The 17,938-nt window shown below is 74.0% G+C and carries 13 protein-coding genes and 2 pseudogenes; 9 read left to right on the forward strand and 6 right to left on the reverse strand.

Features of this window, described 5'->3' with window-relative positions; genetic code table 11:
* Nucleotides 1-64 precede the first annotated feature (64 nt).
* Nucleotides 65-694 (forward strand): DUF305 domain-containing protein, encoded by a 630-nt coding sequence (locus tag D1J63_RS15915; protein ID WP_125629396.1) that lies wholly within the window; start codon nt 65-67, stop codon nt 692-694.
* Here D1J63_RS15915 and D1J63_RS15920 read toward each other — a convergent pair.
* Nucleotides 639-1,094 carry an ANTAR domain-containing protein gene (locus tag D1J63_RS15920; protein ID WP_241235570.1) on the reverse strand — a complete coding sequence of 152 codons (456 nt, stop codon included), beginning with the start codon at nt 1,092-1,094 and terminating at the stop codon, nt 639-641. The two genes, D1J63_RS15915 and D1J63_RS15920, sit on opposite strands and share 56 nt — an antisense overlap.
* An 80-nt stretch (nt 1,095-1,174) precedes the next feature.
* Here D1J63_RS15920 and D1J63_RS37180 point away from each other — a divergent pair.
* The 4 genes and pseudogenes from D1J63_RS37180 to D1J63_RS15940 all read left to right on the forward strand — a co-directional run.
* Nucleotides 1,175-1,282, forward strand: a pseudogene (locus tag D1J63_RS37180) (restriction endonuclease); the annotation flags it as partial.
* Nucleotides 1,281-1,543, forward strand: a pseudogene (locus D1J63_RS37185) (cation:proton antiporter); the annotation flags it as partial. The pseudogenes D1J63_RS37180 and D1J63_RS37185, both read left to right, overlap by 2 nt.
* A gap of 31 nt (nt 1,544-1,574) precedes the next feature.
* Complete coding sequence (locus D1J63_RS15935; protein WP_164712850.1) at nt 1,575-2,084, forward strand: DUF4396 domain-containing protein; 510 nt, start codon at nt 1,575-1,577, stop codon at nt 2,082-2,084.
* Between the two features lie 176 nt (nt 2,085-2,260).
* Nucleotides 2,261-2,911, forward strand: coding sequence for a precorrin-8X methylmutase (locus D1J63_RS15940; protein WP_125629402.1), 651 nt, complete (start codon nt 2,261-2,263; stop codon nt 2,909-2,911).
* A gap of 28 nt (nt 2,912-2,939) precedes the next feature.
* On the opposite strand, the gene D1J63_RS15945 is transcribed toward D1J63_RS15940, so the two are convergent.
* Nucleotides 2,940-3,707, reverse strand: coding sequence for a cobalt-precorrin-6A reductase (locus tag D1J63_RS15945; protein WP_125629404.1), 768 nt, complete (start codon nt 3,705-3,707; stop codon nt 2,940-2,942).
* 136 nt (nt 3,708-3,843) lie between these two features.
* Between D1J63_RS15945 and D1J63_RS15950 the strand changes: the two genes are divergently transcribed.
* The gene (locus D1J63_RS15950; protein WP_125629406.1) at nt 3,844-5,940 is read left to right on the forward strand and encodes a SpoIIE family protein phosphatase; all 2,097 of its coding nucleotides are present in this window, start codon (nt 3,844-3,846) and stop codon (nt 5,938-5,940) included.
* 33 nt (nt 5,941-5,973) lie between these two features.
* Here D1J63_RS15950 and D1J63_RS15955 read toward each other — a convergent pair whose 3' ends face one another.
* The 4 genes from D1J63_RS15955 to D1J63_RS15975 all read right to left on the reverse strand — a co-directional run bounded on the left by D1J63_RS15955 (nt 5,974) and on the right by D1J63_RS15975 (nt 15,710).
* Complete coding sequence (locus tag D1J63_RS15955; RefSeq protein ID WP_125629408.1) at nt 5,974-11,316, reverse strand: DNA repair ATPase; 5,343 nt, start codon at nt 11,314-11,316, stop codon at nt 5,974-5,976.
* A gap of 100 nt (nt 11,317-11,416) precedes the next feature.
* Complete coding sequence (locus D1J63_RS15960) at nt 11,417-13,450, reverse strand: flotillin family protein (RefSeq protein ID WP_125629410.1); 2,034 nt, start codon at nt 13,448-13,450, stop codon at nt 11,417-11,419.
* 494 nt (nt 13,451-13,944) lie between these two features.
* Entirely contained in the window at nt 13,945-14,595 is a 651-nt protein-coding gene (locus D1J63_RS15970) for an FMN reductase (RefSeq protein ID WP_125629412.1), read from the reverse strand.
* Complete coding sequence (locus D1J63_RS15975) at nt 14,592-15,710, reverse strand: LLM class flavin-dependent oxidoreductase (RefSeq protein WP_125629414.1); 1,119 nt, start codon at nt 15,708-15,710, stop codon at nt 14,592-14,594. Before D1J63_RS15975 ends, D1J63_RS15970 begins: the two co-directional genes overlap by 4 nt.
* A gap of 118 nt (nt 15,711-15,828) precedes the next feature.
* Between D1J63_RS15975 and D1J63_RS15980 the strand changes: the two genes are divergently transcribed.
* The 3 genes from D1J63_RS15980 (at nt 15,829) to D1J63_RS15990 (ending at nt 17,928) form a co-directional block, all read left to right on the forward strand.
* Nucleotides 15,829-16,167: a YnfA family protein gene (locus tag D1J63_RS15980; RefSeq protein WP_030145264.1), complete on the forward strand. Its 339-nt coding sequence runs from the start codon at nt 15,829-15,831 to the stop codon at nt 16,165-16,167.
* Between the two features lie 73 nt (nt 16,168-16,240).
* Nucleotides 16,241-17,020, forward strand: coding sequence for an SDR family NAD(P)-dependent oxidoreductase (locus tag D1J63_RS15985; RefSeq protein WP_125629416.1), 780 nt, complete (start codon nt 16,241-16,243; stop codon nt 17,018-17,020).
* Between the two features lie 101 nt (nt 17,021-17,121).
* Nucleotides 17,122-17,928: an SAM-dependent methyltransferase gene (locus tag D1J63_RS15990; protein ID WP_125629418.1), complete on the forward strand. Its 807-nt coding sequence runs from the start codon at nt 17,122-17,124 to the stop codon at nt 17,926-17,928.
* The last annotated feature ends 10 nt before the right edge of the window (nt 17,929-17,938 follow it).

Below are 17,938 nucleotides of genomic sequence, written 5' to 3' on the forward strand. Positions count from 1 at the left end.
CACGCCCTGACCTCCCTTCCCACCGCGTGCCGTTGAAACGGCGCGCTCCAAGGAGTTGCACCACATGAACCGCAAGCGTTCGCTCGTCCGCCGTACCGCCGCCGTCGCCGCCGCGGGTGCGGCGGCCCTCGTCCTGGCCGCCTGCGGCGGCAGCGGCGACGGCGACGGCCCGGCCGGACACAACGGCCACGACGCCACCGCCGCGCCCTCCGCCTCGGCGTCGCAGGGACAGCACAACGCTGCCGACGTCGCCTTCGCGAAGGGGATGATCCCCCACCACCGCCAGGCCGTCGAGATGGCCGGCCTCGCGCCCGACCGTGCTCAGTCGGCCGAGGTGAAGAAGCTCGCCGCCGACATCGAGAAGGCCCAGGACCCGGAGATCAAGACGCTCTCCGGCTGGCTGACCTCCTGGGGCGAGGAAGTGCCCGCCGAGGGCGCCATGGACCACTCCATGCACGACATGGGCGGCATGATGACGGCCGAGGAGATGACCGAGCTCGAGAACGCCTCGGGCAAGGCGTTCGACACCGCCTTCATGGAGATGATGATCAAGCATCACGAGGGCGCGGTCGAGATGGCGAAGACCGAACAGGCCGACGGCGCCTACGGACCGGCGACCAGGATGGCCGGAGAGATCATCAGCTCGCAGAGCGCGGAGATCGAGCAGATGAACGGTCTGCTCGGCAAGGGCTGACCGCATCACACCGGTGCGGGGCGGGCGCCGCGGCGTCCACCCCGCACCGGGCCGAGCCCCCGTCGGCGCCGGCGTGGCGGGCCAGGGCCGCGTGCAGTTCTCCGAGCAGGACGTCGGGCAGTTCCGCGCCCCGCGCGTGCGCGAGGAGGTGTTCGGCCACGGCGGAGAGCCTGATGTTGGTGTGCTGGGAGATCTCCCGCAGGACCGTGAACCCGTCGTCGGGGCTGATCCGGCCCAGGACGGTCAGGACGCCGATGGCCCGGTCGACGGTGGCGTGGGAGGCGAGCGCCCGCTCGAGGTGTCTGTTCTCCGCCCGGACTCGCTCCAGTTCCTTCATCAGCTCATCGGTCGTCGTCGGCACCGACGGGGGACGGGCGCAGGAACGGGTGGACGAGGTCATGGCATCACCGGGTGGCAGCGGGCGGAGGCATCCTCCTTCGCCTGCCCCCGTTCCCGCCCGGCATCCGCGCGAGCGGGGCATCACAGCGCTTCGTCGGCCACAGCCCCGCCGCCCGCGCACACGTCACGGCGCTCGCGGGCCGGCCGCTCGACGGCCCCCGGCCCGGCGCGTGCCCCGTGGCCGGCGCTCTTCCTGCTGGTGCACGGCGTTCCGGTGTATCTCCTCGCGCCGCGCTGTTCACCTCGACCTGTCTGCCCCTCGTCGTCGCCATCACGACCATCGGCGTCGACCAGCGGCTCGTCGACACGGAGCAGGCGGCGTCCCTGGTCGGCGCCGCGATGGTCTCCGTGCTCGTGTTCCCGCTGCTCGCCACCCGGCTGCGGGTCAGAGGCCCCAGCGCCCCCGGGGCCGCCGAGGGGGAGGAGGCAAGGGACTCGGAGGCCTGGTAAAGATACCCCCAGGGGGTATATGGTGCGGGTCATGGACCACAGCACGCACCACTCGGACACCGGGCACCGCCACTCCGCCCCCGCGGGTGAGGGCCACGGACACGACGGCGCCACTTGGGCGACCGCGATACGGGCGACGCTGCACTGCCTCACCGGGTGCGCCATCGGCGAGATCCTCGGCATGGTCGTCGGCACCGCGCTGATGTGGGGCAATGCGCCGACCATGGTGCTGGCCATCGCCCTGGCCTTCGTCTTCGGCTACTCCTTCACGCTCTTCGCGGTAGTACGGGCCGGGGTGTCCATGCGGGCCGCGATCAAGGTGACCCTGGCCGCCGACACCGTGTCCATCGCCGTGATGGAGCTCGTCGACAACGGGATCATCGCTCTCGTACCGGGCGCGCTGGAGGCGCACCTGTCGGACGGGCTGTTCTGGTACGCCCTGCTCGGCGGCTTCGCCGTCGCGTTCGTGATCACCACGCCGGTCAACAAGTGGATGATCGGCCGCGGCAAGGGCCACGCCGTCGTCCACGCCCACCACTGACCCCGCCCCTCCCGCGGCACGCCGCGCGCCGGTCTCGGCCCGGGCCGGCGAGCGGTTCGGCACGCGCGGTGGACGCCCGGGCGCGACCGCTCCGCGACTCACGGACCTGCTCCGGGAGCCTGTCGGTATGCTCCGGCCGTGGCCGCCAACCGACCGAGAGCAGCGAGAAGAGCACTGTGACCCCGTACGACCGCGAGCACGAGTACGCGTACGAGAAGGACGGCGCGGCCATCTACCGCCAGTCCTTCGCGACCATCCGCGCGGAGGCCGACCTCTCCGGGCTGCCCGGGGACGTCGGCCGGGTCGCGGTCCGGATGATCCACGCCTGCGGGATGGTCGACCTGGTCCGCGACCTGTCCTGGACGCCCGGCGTCGTCTCCCGGGCCCGCGAGGCACTGCGTGCCGGTGCGCCCGTCCTGTGCGACGTGCGGATGGTGGCCAGCGGCGTGACCCGCAAGCGGCTGCCCGCGGACAACGACGTGCTGTGCACCCTGTCCGACCCGGCCGTCCCGGAGCTGGCGGCGAGGCTCGGCACCACGCGCAGCGCCGCCGCCCTCGAACTGTGGCGCGACCGGCTGGAGGGGGCCGTCGTCGCCGTCGGCAACGCGCCCACCGCGCTCTTCCGGCTCCTGGAGATGATCGACGCGGGGGCGCCCCGCCCGGCCGCCGTCATCGGTGTCCCCGTCGGCTTCGTCGGCGCCGCCGAGTCCAAGGACGCGCTGGCCGCCCACCCCTCGGGCGTGGAGCACCTCGTCGTACGGGGGCGTCGCGGGGGCAGTGCGATGGCCGCCGCCGCGATCAACGCGATCGCCGGCGAGGAGGAGTGAGCGGCGGGACCGCGGGCCCGTACGAGCGCTAGCGGTCCCCCGGGTGCCTCGCGTGGGCCTCGCCCACCCACCGGGCCGCTTCTTCCGGGTCGGCCACGACCGGCACTCCCTCCGGCACCGGGGGTCTGCGCACCACGATCACCGGCAGCCCCGCCTCGCGGGCGGCCGTCAGTTTCGGGGCGGTGGCCGCTCCCCCGCTGTCCTTGGTGACCAGGACGTCGATGCGGTGCCGGCCCAGCAGCTCGCGCTCGCCGTCGAGAGTGAAGGGGCCGCGGGCCCGCAGTACCTCCATGCGGGGCGGGCAGGGCCCGTCGGGCGCGTCGACGGACCGGACGAGGAACCACGGGTCGGTCAGCGGGGCGAAGGCGGCCAAGCCCATGCGGCCGGTGGTCAGGAGGACCCGGCGGGCGGCGAGGGCGGGCAGCAGCGCGGCGGCTTCCGCGAGCGAACCCGCGTCGTGCCAGACGTCCCCCTCGACCTGCCGCCAGACGGGGCGGCGCAGGGCGAGGAGGGGGACGCGGGCCGCGGCGGCGGCGTGGGCCGCGTTGCGGGTGATGGTGTCGGCGAAGGGGTGCGTGGCGTCGACGAGAAGGTCCACCGCGTGCTCGCGGAGCCAGACGGCGAGTCCCTCGGCGCCGCCGAAGCCGCCGACGCGGGTCTCGCCCGGCGGGGTTCTGGGCGCGGAGACCCGTCCCGCCAGGGAGTTCGTCACCCGAAGCCCGGCCGGGTGCCCGGCCGCCAGCAGTTCGGCCAGGCGGCGGGCCTCCGTGGTCCCGCCGAGGATCAGCACGTGCACGACAGCCTCCTCCCCTTTCTTCCCAGTGGCCTCGCGGCCGCCTCGACTCAAGCACACCCGCCGGCCGAGTTGCCGGGCGGTGCCGATGCGAGAAGGTGAGGAAGGTGAGGGGGCAGGGCATCGAAGGGAGCGTGTGGTGAGCGGCGACCCCATCAGCGACACCGCGGTGCTCAACGCGCTGTTCGCCAACTCGCCCCAGGGGCTGTTCGTCTTCGACTCCGAGCAGCGGATCGCCCGCTACAACCCGGCCGGCCGGGGCGTGCGGGGGCTGTCCGCCGAGGACGTCGTCGGGCAGGGCATCGAGGACTTCGCCCCCGGGTTCGAGGCGGCCGAGTTCCAGGGCCTGATCGACGAGGTCCTGGCGACCGGCGAGCAGTTGCGGGGCCGGCTGGTCCGGGGCAGGTCGCCGTCCGAGCCGCGGCGCACCCTCGCCGTCGAGGTGTCCCTCTTCCCGCTGCGCGACCTCGGCGACGGCAGACCCGGCCTGGTGGGCGTGGTCGAGGACGTCACCGAGCGGCAGGCCGCGGCGGACCGGCTCGCCGTGCTCAGCGGGGTGCACGCGGCCGTCGGCACCACGCTGGACGCGCGGACCACCGCCCACGAGCTGGTGGGGGCCCTGGTGCCCGCCTTCGCCGACGCGGCCACCGTCGACCTGCTGGACGACGGGGTCTCCGCGGCCGAACGCCCGGCCGGTCCCCCGCCGACGGAGGTTCCGCTGCGCCGGGTGGCCTTCGCCCCGCCGACCGCCGAGGTGAGCAGGCAGGAGGGCGACAGCCGTCCGCTGCCCTTCCCCACGCCGTACACGCAGGTCCTCAACGACCTGCGGGCCCGACTGGTCCGGGTCTCGGCCGACGACCCGTGGCTCGCCGCCGACCCGGACGGCTTCGCGCCGCTGACCAGGGCGGGCGTGCACTCCATGCTCGTCGTCCCGTTGACGGCGCGGGACACCGTGCTCGGGCTGCTGACCCTGTACCGGCACCGGACCGACCCCTTCGAGGAGGCCGATCTGAACGTGGCCCGGCAGGCGGCGTTCGCCGCGTCCGTGCACATGGACAACGCGCACAGCTACCGGCGCGAGCACACCGTGGCCGCTGCCCTCCAGCGCCGGTTGCAGCCCGGCGCGATCCCCCGGCTCTCGGCGGTGGAGACCGCCCACGTGTACATGCCCGAGAGCGCGGGCGGCGACTGGTTCGACGTCGTCCCCCTCTCCGGCACGCGCGTCGCCCTCGTCGTCGGGGACGTGTCCGGGCACGGCATCGAGGCGGCGGCCACGATGGGCCAGCTCCGGCTGGCGGTGCGCACCCTCGCGATGCAGGACCTGGAGACGGACGAGCTGCTGACCCACCTGGACGAGGTCGCCGCCCAGCTGGCGGACGCCTCCGGGCCGGGCACGAACGAGCCGGTGGCGACCTGCGCGGTCACCGTCTACAACCCGGTCTCCCGGCACTGCACCATGGTCCGCGCGGGACACCCCGCCCCCGTCGTCATCGACCCCGACGGCGCGCCCCGCACCGTGGAGGTGCCGCAGGGGCCACCGCTCGGGACGGGCGGCGGGCACGTCTTCACCCCGGCCGTGCTCGAACTGGCGCCGGGCACCCTGCTGGCCCTCCACACCAACGGTCTCACCAGGGGAAACGGTGAGCGCGGGGACGCCGCCCGGCGCCGTCTGGAGCACATCCTCGCCTCCACGACACGGCCGCTGCAGGAGCTGTGCGACACCGCCGTCTACCACATGGCGCCCTCCCGCCACGACGACGCCGTCCTGCTGCTCGCGCGCACCCGTGCCCTGCCGCCGGAGCACGTCGCGGACTGGACGCTGCCCGCCGACGCCTCCGTGGTGGGCACGGCACGCCGGCTCGTCGACCGGCAGCTCGCCGCCTGGGAGCTGGAGGACGCGTCCTACACCACCGAACTCGTCGTCAGCGAACTCGTCACCAACGCCATCCGCTACGGCAGGGGCCCGGTGCGGCTGCGGCTCATCCGCGACCAGGGGCGGCTACTGACCGAGGTGACGGACGCCAGCAGCGCCAGCCCCCACCTGCGCCGGGCGCGGGAGAGCGACGAGGGCGGCCGCGGGCTGTTCATCGTGATGCGGCTCAGCACCCATTGGGGCGTGCGGCACAGCCGCCACGACAAGACCATCTGGTCCGAGCAGCGGCTCGACAAAGGCCCGTCGGCGGACGCGGCGGACCTGATGAACGTGTTCGACGTGTCGGAGGCCGCGGAACGGTGAGCGGCGCGGAGCGCTGAGCGGCGCCCGACGCCCTCACCGCTCCGTTCCGCCGGCCGCGTGCCGCGCGTGCGGGTTGGCCAGCAGGTGGCGGGGGTCGGCGGCGCGGGTGATGGCGGACTCCACGGCGGCGACGCGGTCCGCGAGGAGGCCCAGGGCCGCGACGGCACGGACGAGGGGGTCGTCGTCGGGGCCGCCGAGGGTGCGGGCGCGGACGTGGGCGGCGCACACCTCGGCCCAGCGGGCGGCCTCCCGCGGTGTGAGCGTGCCGCGCAGCTCGGCGAGCTTGAGGAGGTTGGCCTCCGCCCCCTGGGTGAGGGTCTGCGCCTCGGCGGTGTAGTGGTCGTCGAGGACGGCGTCGCGTTCGGCGTCGTTCATGACGGGGCGGATGCGCTGGGCGATCTTGTTCATGTTGCGGTAGGAGCCCTGGAGCCGGAAGGCGGGCTCGGTACGGGTGTCGTCCGACTGGGCCGCGGAGGCGATGTAGGCGGCGTTGACGGCCAGCACCGTCTCGCGGGCGGCGACGAGGTGGCGCAGGACGGACAGGACGCGCTCCAGCTCGGCGGGCGGGTAGGCGTGGGCGAGGCGGTCGGCGCGGGCCGTGGGGTCGCCGGTGGCGAGCCGGACGAGCAGCTCCAGGTCGGCCCGGTCGCGGCCGGCCAGCGGGGCCAGGACCGGGTTCGCGGTGAGCGCGTTCTCCAGGAAGCTCAGCGCGAAGGCCTCCTCCTTGCCGGTCAGGACGTCGCCCAGGTTCCACACGTCGGCCCGGTTGGCGAGCATGTCGGGGACCTGGAAGCGGGCGCCGGACTCGGTGTAGGGGTTGCCGGCCATGCAGACGGCGAAGCGCTTGCCGCGCAGGTCGTAGGTGCGGGGGCGGCCGCCCCACACGCCGTCCACGCGGCGGGTGGCGTCGCACAGCGGGATGAACTTCTGGAGCAGCTCGGGGGACGTGTGCTGGATGTCGTCCAGGTAGAGCAGGGTGTTGTTCGCGGACGCCAGCGCGAAGTTGATCTTCTCGATCTCCTGGCGTGCGGTGGCGTTGGGCGCGTCGGCCGGGTCGAGCGAGGTGACGGCGTGGCCGAGCGCGGGGCCGCTCACCTTCACCAGCATCAGGCCGAGGCGCTCGGCGACGTACTCGACCAGGGTGGTCTTGCCGTAGCCGGGCGGGGACAGGAGCAGCAGGAGGCCTCCGGTGTCGGTGCGCCTGCCGTCGCCGGTGGTGCCGAGCTGCTTGGCCAGGCTGTCCCCGACGAGCGGGAGGTAGACCTCGTCCACGAGCCGGTTGCGGACGAAGGCGGACATGACGCGCGGCCGGTGGTCGTCCAGCCGCAACCGCGCGCGTTCGGCGTCCACCAGGGCGGTGCGGCGCCGCTGATAGGCGCGGAACGCCGGGACGTCCTCGGCCGCGAAGCGCGCGGTGCGGGCGAGGAACTCGTCCAGGCGCAGCGGCAGCCGGCCGTCCGTGACGCGCGGGTGGGTGCCGAGCAGCCCCTCCGCGGTGGCCGCCGGAGCGGTGTCGCCGTCGTAGCGGGGCAGGTCCGGGCAGAGCTCGGCGGCGACCGCCTCGGCCAGGTCGCCCGGGGCGAGTTCGGTGCCGGAGGCGGCGGCGTAGGACGAGATCCACGCCTCGGCGAGCTGGGCGCGGGCGGCCGGGTCGTCGAGCGCGGCCAGGTCCTCGTCGAAGGCCGGACCGCCCACCGTACGGCGGAACTTCTCCAGCAGCGTGCGCGTGCCCGCGCCGAGGACGAAGCCCTCGGGGGCGCAGGTCAGCTCGTGGAAGAGGTACGCGGCGGCGGCGCGGGCGAGTTCGGCACCGGAGCCCGGCGGACCGGCGGGGCGATAGGGCATGCCGCCCGGGTGGCCCGCGGCCCCGGCCGTCCCGGCAGAGCCTTCGGCCGGGCGGGCCGCTCCCCCGGCGCCCCGGGCGGCGCCCGCCACCCCGCCGACGGGCCCCCCGGCCCCGGAACCGGCCGCCCCCACCGGCAAACGCCCCGCGTCCGCCCCGTCCTGCGGCCCGTCCGCACGACCGCCTCCCGCCGAGACACCGCCCGCCGCTCGCGCACGACCGCCTCCGACGCCCGCGCGACCGACCGTCGGACCGGTCGCCCCGGCCACCGAACGCGCCGTCCCAGCCACTGAACCGGAAGCCCCGACCGGCGCACCGGCGAGCCCGTCGGCCGCGCTCGGCGCCCAACCGGCGAGCCCGTCGGCCGGCCCCGTGCCGCTCCACGCCCCGATGGCTCCCGCCAGCTCCTCCTCCAGGTCCGCGATCGCCCCGGACAGGCCGAAGGTGTCCCGGGCCCGGGCCAGGGAGCGGGCGCGTCGGGTCCACGCCCCGCGCGCCTCCGGCGTGGTGCCGTGGGACCAGAACAGCTGGCCGGCGGCGCGGGCGGCCGGCTCGTGGACCAGGGTCCCGGCGCTCTCGTACAGGGGCAGCAGCGCGGTCAGGACGACCGTCGCGTCGTGGTCGTGCACGCCCCGCTCGTAGCCCTCGTCGTACGCCTCCTGCGCGGCCTCGCGGACGAGGGCGGGCAGGTCGTCGGCCTGGGCGAGGGTGCTCGCGCCGTACCGGCTGAGCAGGCGGGCGGCGAGGTGCTCGGCGCGGTAGACGTCCGGGGACTCCGAGGGGAGGGTGCGGTCCCAGAGGGCGCGGGTGGCCGCGAAGTCCGGGTCGGTGACCGGCGAGCGGTAGTCGGTGCCGGTGAGGGCGAAGGCGAGTCCGTCGCCGTCGGGGACCAGGGTGAGGTCGAGGGGCTGGGTGTTGACGGCGAAGCGGTGGGCGCCCAGGCGCAGGGCGCGGCCGTCGTCGGCGTACAGGTCGGTGCGGTCGCGCAGGGCGCGGGCGGCCTCCTGGCGGGCGGACTTGAGGCGCCCGTCCAGTTCCTCGGCGCGGACGGTGTCGCCGAGGGCGCGCAGTTCGTCGGCGGTGCGGCGGACCTTGGCCGGCATGGGGTCGGAGGCGAAGTACGTGCTGACCGCGTCGGCGTCGGCGAGCGTGGCGCACCGCCGGTTGATCGTCTCCAGGATCCGGGCGGCGGACGCGGCGAGCTGTTCGGCGCGGCGGGCGCGGGTGTCGGAGAGGGCCTGCTTGCGGGCGGCGAGCGCGTCGTAGATCTCGGTGCGCTTGTCGGCGAGTTCGGCGAGGAAGCCGTCGAACTCCGCGAAGCGGGACTCCAGGTCCTCCAGCCGGGCCAGCAGCCGCGCCAGCTGGTCGTCGCAGTGCTCGGGGGTGTCGGCGGCGGCCAGCGCGGCGGTGACCGCCTGGCCGAGCAGGGCCGTCTCGGCGGTGAACTCGGCGCGGCCCTCGTGGTCGAGGAGGCTGCGGCGGCGGGCGTCGAGGGTGGCGCGGGCGCGGTTGACGCCGCCCAGGACGCCGGCGACGCGCTCCAGCAGGGCGGTGCGGACGGTGGCGTCGCCCATGTCGAGTTCGGCGACGACGTCGGTGACCGTGCGCAGTCCGTCGGCGAGTTCGTCGAGCCGGGCGGCGACGGGGCCCGCCTCGGCGACGGTCGCGATGGCCTCCGCGTCGGCGACGAGGGCTTCGACGTCCGCGCGCTGGGCGTCGAAGGCGTCCTCGCGGGCGAGGAAGGCGACGGCCCGCCGCCCCAGCTCGGCGAGGGACGCCTCGGCCTCCTCGGCGAGGGCGTCGATGCCGGGGGCGTCGGCGTAGCGCATCTCCTTGACGTTCAGCAGGTGCCCGTGGGCGTGTCGCAGTTCGGTCAGGCCCCGCACCCAGGCGGCGGCCTCCTTCGGCGCCTCGCCGCGCAGCCGCCGCACCACCGCCGCGATCCGCTCGGCGGCCTCGTCGCGGGCCTCGGCCGCCCGCCGGGTCAGGTCCCGTACGGTCTCGAACTCCGCCAGCACCTGCTCGGCGGTCTCCCGTACGGCGGCCAGCGCGCCGGCCAGGTCGCCCAGTTCCGCCTCGTCCAGCCAGTGGTGGGCGTCGGCGGCGCGCACGCAGGACGCGGCGAGCGCCCGGTAGCCCTCGGCCGTGCCGATCCCCTCGCCGACGGCCGCGGCGACGGACAGGCAGGCGGAGATGCCGCGCACGAGGTCGGCGTTGCCGACCCGGGCCAGCGGACCGCTCCCGGTGGGCGTGGCCGCGGCGTAGGTGTCGGAGACGTACGGCGAGTGCCACAGCTGCACCGGGTGCACCTGGGCCGGTTCGTCGCCGTCCGCGCGCAGCACGGTGAAGGTGCCGTCACCGGTGAGGGCCCAGCCCCGGCAGGGCAGCGGGTTGGCGACCTCCTTGCGGATGGTGTTGTACGACAGCAGCAGGCGCCGGCTCTCGCCGCGCGCGTGGAAGGCGTACAGCACGTCCTCGCCGTTGGGCGAGCGAATCTCCCGCTCGAACTCCAGGCCCGTCGCGTCGAGTTCGTACGTCTTGTGGGCGCCGGTGGCGAGGCAGTAGCCGCCGGGGAAGACGATGCCCTGGTCGTCGGGCAGCCGGCGGCAGGCCGCGCCGATGCCGTCCAGGCGGAGCACCGACTTGGTGAGGGTGTTGAAGACCAGGTGGCGGTCGGCGTCCTCCTTGTAGGGGCGGACGCGCAGCAGGATCAGGGCACCGACCCGGGCATGCGCGATGTCCGCGTCGGCCAGGGACTGGAGGGGTTCGTCGACGGGCTCGGAGTGGATGCCGTCGGCCGTCTCGGTGTCGTCCTCCAGCTTGACGGTGAGGGCGCCGCCCACCGCGCTGACGTAGAACTCTCCGCGCACGGAAACGTGCGGGTGGCGGCCCAGCACGTGGTCCTCGCGGGTGGCCGCGGTCCACTCGAAGTCGTGGGCCGGGGGGAACACGTCGTCGCGTTCGCCCCGCGCGTCCAGGAAGACGGCCCGCCCGTCCTCGGTCAGCTCCCAGCGCAGGACGCGGATGTCGTCGGCCTTCTCGCCGGTGCGGAAGACGGCGAGCAGCCGGCCGTCGACGGGGCGCAGCCGCAGCAGCCGGGCCTGCCGGTAGTACCGGTGCAGGTCGGTGAACTCCCGCACGAAGGACGGGTCGTCGAGCAGGCCGGGCACGGCCGACTCGGGCAGGTGGTTCAGGTCGCGGTCGTACAGGGTGAAGACGTCGGCCACGGCGACCCGTTCGCGGCTCCCCGGGCGGCCGGTGGAGCCCAGCAGCAGGGTGTCGCCGACGGCGGCGACGTCGCAGGGCACGACGGGGTGCTCGGTGCGCAGCCGCTCGGTGGAGGCGAGTTCCAGCCGGGCCGACCCGAACTCCTCGACGCGGCGGGCGTTGAGGAGTTCGGCCCGGTGGGCGAGGTCCGCGGTCTGCGCGGCGAGGCGGTCGCGCAGCACCTCGTACGCGCCGGCGTCGGCGGTGTCGTACCCGCCCGTACCCGTGACGGGCGTCGTCGTGCCCGTCTCCACAGCGGTGCCCATGAGCGGTTGGTCCCTTCCAGGATGCGAGGGGTGCCGAAGCCGCCGACCCCCGTGCGGCGGCCTCGGCACCCGGTCTGTGGTGGCCGGTCGTGGTGACCGGTCAGACCCTGGCCTTGCCGTTCAGCGCGGTGAGCGGCGTGTCGGCGAGGCCCAGTTCACCGGCGCGGTCCAGGAGGCGCTGCACCTGTCCGGCGTCCGTGCCGCCCGACTTCATCAGCTTCATCAGCAGCGCGGACACCGTCAGGTTCTGCACGTCGGACGTGGAGAAGGAGCCCAGTACCCGGGTCAGGTCGTCGGTGAAGCTCGACGAGCCGTCCAGCCAGGGCCCGGCGAGGGCCTGCGCCGTCTCGGAGTGCTTGACGAACCCGTCGACGCCCTTGCCGAGCGCGACCGAGGACACCAGCCGGTCGAAGAAGACCGAGTCGCCGCCCACGATGTCGATGTCCGCGTTCTCCAGACCGGTGGCGAGGACCGTGGCCTGCGCCTCGGCGACCTGCCGCTGCACGTCGAGCCCGGCCAGCCGGATGTCCTTCTCCGCCTCCAGGCGCAGCCGGTACTCCTCGTGACCGCGCGAGGCGTCGTCCAGGGCCGCCATCGCCGCGGCCTTCTCGGTGAGTCCGGCGGCCTCCGCCTTCAGCTTGCCGCCGATCGCCTCGGCCTCGGCGAGCGCCTTGGCCCGCGCGCCCTCGGCCTCGGCGCGCATCCGGGCCTCGGTGGCCTCCGCCTCGGCGCGGCCGGCCTTCTCGATGACGTCGGCCTCCTTGTCGCGGACCTGGACCGCCGCGAGGCCCGCCGCGGCCGCCTCGGCCTGGATTCCCTCGGCCATCCGCAGCTTGGCCTGCGCCTCCAGGTCGGCGCTCTTCAACCGGGCCTCGGCCATGGTGAGTTCCTCGGCGGCCCGGTGGGTGGCCGCGGCCTCCGCGGCCTCGGCCGCCTTGATGTCCTTGACCAGCCGCTCCTGCGCCTCGGCCTCGGCGGCGATGACGACGGCCTGCCGGTTGCGCTCCGCCTCCTCGACGGCGCGCAGCTTCTTGATGGACTCCTCCTGCTCGGCGACCGTACGGTCCACGGCGACGCGCTCCCGGATGACCTCGGCGATGTCCCGCTTCTCCGCCTCGACCTCCTTCTCGGCGGCGATCCGGGTCAGCTCGGTCTCCCGCTCGCGGCCGATCGCCTCCAGCATGCGGTCCTTCTCGATGCGCTCGTTCTCGACGGCGATGACCCGCTCGCGGTTCTTCGCCGCCACCGCGACCTCACGGGCCTGGTTCTCGCGCTGCACGCCGAGCTGCTCCTCGGTGCGCAGGAAGGCCGTCTGCGCCCGCAGCCGCTCCTCCTCCACCACGCGTGCCGTCTCGGCCTCCTCGCGGGCCCGGGTGGTGTCGATCTCGCGCTTCTGCTTGATCTCGGCGTCCGCCTGCCGGCGCTCCAGCTCCAGTACGGCCTCGCGGGCGTCGACGTTCTGCCGGGTGATCTCCTTCTCCTCCGTGCGCCGTGCCTCGTTGGTGCGCACGTGCTCCACGGCCGTCAGCTCGGTGATCTTCCGGATGCCCTGGGCGTCGAGGACGTTCGCCGGGTCGAGCTGGGTCAGCGGCGTCTGCTCCAGGTAGTCGATCGCCGCGTCCTCCAGGTGGTACCCGCTGAGGTCGACGCCGATGACCTCGATGATGCGGTACCGCAGCTCCTCGCGCTTGGTGTAGAGGTCGGTGAAGTCCATCTGCTTGCCGACGGTCTTCAGCGCCTCGGAGAACTTCGCGTGGAACAGCTCCTGCAGCGTGTCCCGGTCGCTGGCGCGGGCCGTGCCGACCGCCTGGGCGACCTTCACGACGTCCTCGACGGTCTTGTTGACCTTGACGAAGAACGAGATGCGGATGTCCGCGCGGATGTTGTCCCGGCAGATCAGCCCTTCCTTGCCGGCCCGCGTGATCTCGATGGTCTTCACCGAGATGTCCATCACCTCGGCCTTGTGCAGCACCGGCAGCACCACCTGACCCGTGAAGGTCACGTCCACCTTGCGCATCTTGGAGACGATCAGCGCCTTGCCCTGCTCCACCTTGCGGAAGAGCCGCGAGACGCCGAACAGCACGATGACGATCAGGAGCACGCAGACGACGGCGAGGACACCGATGACTTCCATGGGACACGTCCTTACGGCAAGTGACGGCTGTCGGGCGGCCGGTCGAGCGCGGCCGGCCGCCGCGACTGTTGGTGTGGTGACGCCCGTGAGGACAGGCGTGGTTCCGGGAGGGCAGGCCTTCGCCGTGCCCGTGCCGGGGCCCCGGCAGGGGCGCGAAAAGCGGCTGTCAGACGGCGCGGCGGTCCTGTGCCGCGGCATCGGCGACGCGAGCGGCGTGGCCGGGTTCGTCGGGTCGGAGCCGGTGGAGCGGATGGGGCGAACGGACGCAGCGACTGTGTTTCGTCACCCTTGTCGTCATCGTCCGCCCCCTTTCCGCAGTGCTCCCCGTGCGCTCATGATGCGTGAGCGTGCCACCTGTGCGCATTGCCGGTTTCCGGAAGCGTTCACCGGGGCTTGAATGCCGGTGAGCCGCCGACGGGCTCGGTGGAACCCGGTCGACGGCTCACGGTGCGGTGCGGCGGTGCCGCGGTACGGCAAGGTCGGCGGTACCGCGCTCAGGGCGCCGGGCTCGGGCCCGGAACGCTCAGCGCGGCGAGCCGCTGCTCGAAGGGCGTGACCTCCTCGAAGGAGTCCCGCTTCGGCAGCGGGCGGCCCGTCGAGCGCCCGGCCGGCCCCGCCATCAGCGCGGCCAGCTCGGTCGCGGCCCGCCCGATGCGGGCGTCGAGCCCCTCCGCGCCCCAGTCCTCGGAGGCGGCGTACACGCCGGTGGGGACGACGACCGCCTTCAGGTAGGAGAAGAGCGGCCGCAGCGCGTGGTCCAGCACCAGGGAGTGCCGGGCGGTGCCGCCGGTCGCGCCGATCAGCACCGGCTTCCCGGTGAGGGCTCCCTCGTCGGTGACGCCGAGCGCGTCGAAGAACGACTTGAACAGCCCGCTGTACGACGCCGAGAACACCGGCGTGACGACGATCAGCCCGTCGGCCGCCGCGACCTCGGCGAACGCGTCCGCGAGCGCCGGTGCCGGGAAGCCGTTGGTGAAGGTGTGCGCGATCTCCACGGCGAGGTCGCGCAGCTCGATCACCCGGACGTCGGCCGGGGCGGGCTCGGGCGCGGTGGCGGCCGGGGCGGCGGCCGCGGCGAGGCGGTCGGCGAGCAGCCGGGTGGACGACGGGACGCTCAGCCCCGCGGAGACGACGACGAGCTTCATGCGCGTACTCCTTCCTCTTCCTCGGCCCCCTGGGACGGGGCGTCCTTCCGGGCGGCCAGCAGGGACGCGTGGGTCGGCGCGTCCGGCACGTTCGCCGGGCGGTCCTTGGCGAACTCCTCGCGCAGCACCGGGACGACCTCCTCGCCGAGCAGGTCGAGCTGCTCCAGGACGGTCTTCAGGGGCAGCCCGGCGTGGTCCATCAGGAACAGCTGGCGCTGGTAGTCGCCGGCGTAGTCGCGGAAGGCGAGCGTCTTCTCGATCACCTGCTGCGGCGAGCCGACGGTGAGCGGCGTCTGCGCGGTGAAGTCCTCCAGCGAGGGCCCGTGCCCGTAGACCGGGGCCTCATTGAAGTACGGCCGGAACTCGCGGACCGCGTCCTGGCTGTTCTTCCGCATGAACACCTGGCCGCCGAGGCCGACGATCGCCTGCTCGGGCGTGCCGTGCCCGTAGTGGGCGTAGCGGGCCCGGTACAGCTCGATCATCCGCTTGGTGTGGTCGGCGGGCCAGAAGATGTTGTTGTGGAAGAAGCCGTCGCCGTAGTAGGCGGCCTGCTCGGCGATCTCCGGCGAGCGGATGGAGCCGTGCCAGACGAAGGGCGCGACGCCGTCCAGCGGGCGCGGGGTGGAGGTGAAGCCCTGGAGGGGAGTGCGGAACTTGCCCTCCCAGTTCACCACGTCCTCGCGCCACAGGCGGTGCAGCAGGTTGTAGTTCTCGACGGCGAGGTTGATGCCCTCGCGGATGTCCTTGCCGAACCAGGGGTAGACCGGGCCGGTGTTGCCGCGCCCCATCATCAGGTCCACCCGGCCGTCGGCCAGGTGCTGGAGCATCGCGAAGTCCTCGGCGATCTTCACCGGGTCGTTCGTGGTGATCAGGGTGGTGGAGGTGGACAGGATCAGCCGCTCGGTGCGGGCCGCGACGTAGCCGAGCATGGTCGTCGGCGACGAGGGCACGAAGGGCGGGTTGTGGTGCTCACCGGTCGCGAAGACGTCGAGCCCGACCTCCTCGGCCTTGAGCGCGATGGCGACCATGGCCTTGATGCGCTCACGCTCGGTCGGCGTACGGCCCGTGGTCGGGTCGGGCGTGACGTCGCCGACGGTGAAGATGCCGAACTGCATGATCGCTCAACCTCCAGGTTGTTGACGCTTCAACTATACCCGTGGAACGGAGCGCCCCCGGCCGTTATTCCGCAGGTCCGCCGCCCGGCACGGAGGCGGGGCGTGGGAGGCTGCCCGCATGCTCGTCCTCCGCTCCGCCGCCCTCTTCGTCGTCGCCGCCCTGTTCGAGATCGGCGGCGCCTGGCTGGTGTGGCAGGGGGTGCGCGAGCAGCGCGGCTGGCTGTGGGCGGCGGGCGGGGTCCTCGCCCTCGGCGCCTACGGCTTCGTCGCCACCTTCCAGCCCGACGCCCACTTCGGCCGCATCCTCGCCGCGTACGGCGGGATCTTCGTGGCCGGCTCGATCCTGTGGGGCGTGGTCGCCGACGGCTACCGCCCGGACCGCTGGGACATCGCCGGGGCGCTGGTCTGCCTCGCCGGGATGGCCCTGATCATGTGGGCCCCGCGCAACGGCGGCTGACCCCGGGGGCCGGCCGGCACGCTGACTACCCTGGTCGACGACCGGCACCGCCGTACGAACCCAGGAGCAGCCCATGGCCACCGCAGCCGCCCCGTCCGCCGCCTCCCGCATCGCCGTCGTCACCGGCGCGAGCAGCGGCATCGGCGCCGCCACGGCCCGGCAGCTCGCCGCCGCCGGTTACCGGGTGGTCCTCACCGCGCGCCGCAAGGACCGCATCGAGGCGCTGGCGGAGGAGATCCGGGCGGCCGGCCACCAGGCGACCGCGTACCCCCTGGACGTCACGGACCGCGACGCGGTCGACGAGTTCGCGACCGCGTTCAAGACGGTCGGCGTCCTGGTCAACAACGCGGGCGGCGCGCTCGGCGCCGACCCGGTGGCCACCGGCGACCCGGACGACTGGCGCCGCATGTACGAGACGAACGTCATCGGCACCCTCAACCTCACCCAGGCCCTGCTCCCCAAGCTGGAGGCGAGCGGCGACGGCACGGTCGTGGTCGTCTCCTCGACCGCCGGCCTGTCCACCTACGAGGGCGGCGCGGGCTACGTCGCCGCCAAGCACGGCGAGCACGTCCTCGCCGAGACCCTGCGCCTGGAGATCGTCGGCCGCCCGGTCCGCGTCGTCGAGATCGCGCCCGGCATGGTCAAGACCGACGAGTTCGCCCTGACCCGCTTCGGCGGCGACCGGGACAAGGCCGACAAGGTCTACCGGGGCGTCGCCGACCCGCTGACCGCCGACGACGTCGCCGACACCATCACCTGGGCGGTCACCCGCCCCGCCCACGTCAACATCGACCTCCTGGTCGTCCGCCCCCGCGCCCAGGCGTCGAACACGAAGGTGCACCGGGAGGGCTGACGGAGGCGGGTGACGCCCGGGAGTGAAACCGTACGAGGGTCAACTCCCGTGCGTATCATGCGGGTTCCATCGGCCTTCGCGTGGTACAGGAGTCAAGCGACATGGTGATGCACCCCTCGGGACCGGTCCCGCCCACGCCGGAGATCGACACCTCGGTACCGCACTCGGCGCGGATGTGGAACTACTGGCTGGGCGGCAAGGACAACTACCTGGCCGATCAGGAGGCCGCCGAACAGTTCCAGGCGGCCTTCCCCCAGATCGCCGAGAACGCCCGCGCCTTCCGGGCGTTCCTCGGCCGTGGTGTCACCTACCTCGCGGCGGAGGCGGGGATACGGCAGTTCGTGGACGTGGGCACCGGCCTGCCCACCGAGAACAACACCCACGAGCTCGCCCAGCGGGTGGCACCGGAGTGCCGCATCGTCTACGTCGACAACGATCCGCTGGTCCTGGCCCACGCCCGGGCCCTCCTGGTCGGCGCCCCCGAGGGCGCCACCGACTACCTCCACGCGGACCTGCGCGAACCCGAGGCCGTCATGGAGGCCGCCCGCCGGACCCTCGACTTCGAGCAGCCGGTCGCGGTCATCCTCAGCGGCATCCTCGGCCACGTGACGGACGACGGCGAGGCCCGCGACCTGGTCCGCCGCCTGCTCGCCCCGCTCCCGTCCGGCAGCCACCTACTGGTCTGCGACGGCACCGACACCAACGAGGAGCTGCGCTCCGCCCAGCAGGAGCACAACGATCGCACCCCGGTCCAGTACCGCCTGCGCACCCCCGAGGCGATCGCGTCCTTCTTCGACGGCCTCGACCTCGTCGCCCCCGGCGTCGCCCCGTGCACCCAGTGGCGGCCGGAACCCGGCGCCCCGGCCCAGCACGTCGACTCCTACGGGGCCGTCGGGCGCAAGCCCTAGCCCGGGGTCC

Source organism: Streptomyces sp. KPB2, from assembly GCF_003950055.1.
GTDB lineage: Bacteria > Actinomycetota > Actinomycetes > Streptomycetales > Streptomycetaceae > Streptomyces > Streptomyces salinarius.

Excerpts from the sequence above, each read along its gene's own strand:
- D1J63_RS15915 (WP_125629396.1), top strand. The coding sequence starts at position 65 with ATGAACCGCAAGCGTTCGCTCGTCCGCCGTACCGCCGCCGTCGCCGCC.
- D1J63_RS15920 (WP_241235570.1), bottom strand. The coding sequence starts at position 1,094 with ATGACCTCGTCCACCCGTTCCTGCGCCCGTCCCCCGTCGGTGCCGACG.
- D1J63_RS15935 (WP_164712850.1), top strand. The coding sequence starts at position 1,575 with ATGGACCACAGCACGCACCACTCGGACACCGGGCACCGCCACTCCGCC.
- D1J63_RS15955 (WP_125629408.1), bottom strand. The coding sequence starts at position 11,316 with ATGGGCACCGCTGTGGAGACGGGCACGACGACGCCCGTCACGGGTACG.
- D1J63_RS15960 (WP_125629410.1), bottom strand. The coding sequence starts at position 13,450 with ATGGAAGTCATCGGTGTCCTCGCCGTCGTCTGCGTGCTCCTGATCGTC.
- D1J63_RS15970 (WP_125629412.1), bottom strand. The coding sequence starts at position 14,595 with ATGAAGCTCGTCGTCGTCTCCGCGGGGCTGAGCGTCCCGTCGTCCACC.
- D1J63_RS15975 (WP_125629414.1), bottom strand. The coding sequence starts at position 15,710 with ATGCAGTTCGGCATCTTCACCGTCGGCGACGTCACGCCCGACCCGACC.
- D1J63_RS15980 (WP_030145264.1), top strand. The coding sequence starts at position 15,829 with ATGCTCGTCCTCCGCTCCGCCGCCCTCTTCGTCGTCGCCGCCCTGTTC.
- D1J63_RS15985 (WP_125629416.1), top strand. The coding sequence starts at position 16,241 with ATGGCCACCGCAGCCGCCCCGTCCGCCGCCTCCCGCATCGCCGTCGTC.
- D1J63_RS15990 (WP_125629418.1), top strand. The coding sequence starts at position 17,122 with ATGGTGATGCACCCCTCGGGACCGGTCCCGCCCACGCCGGAGATCGAC.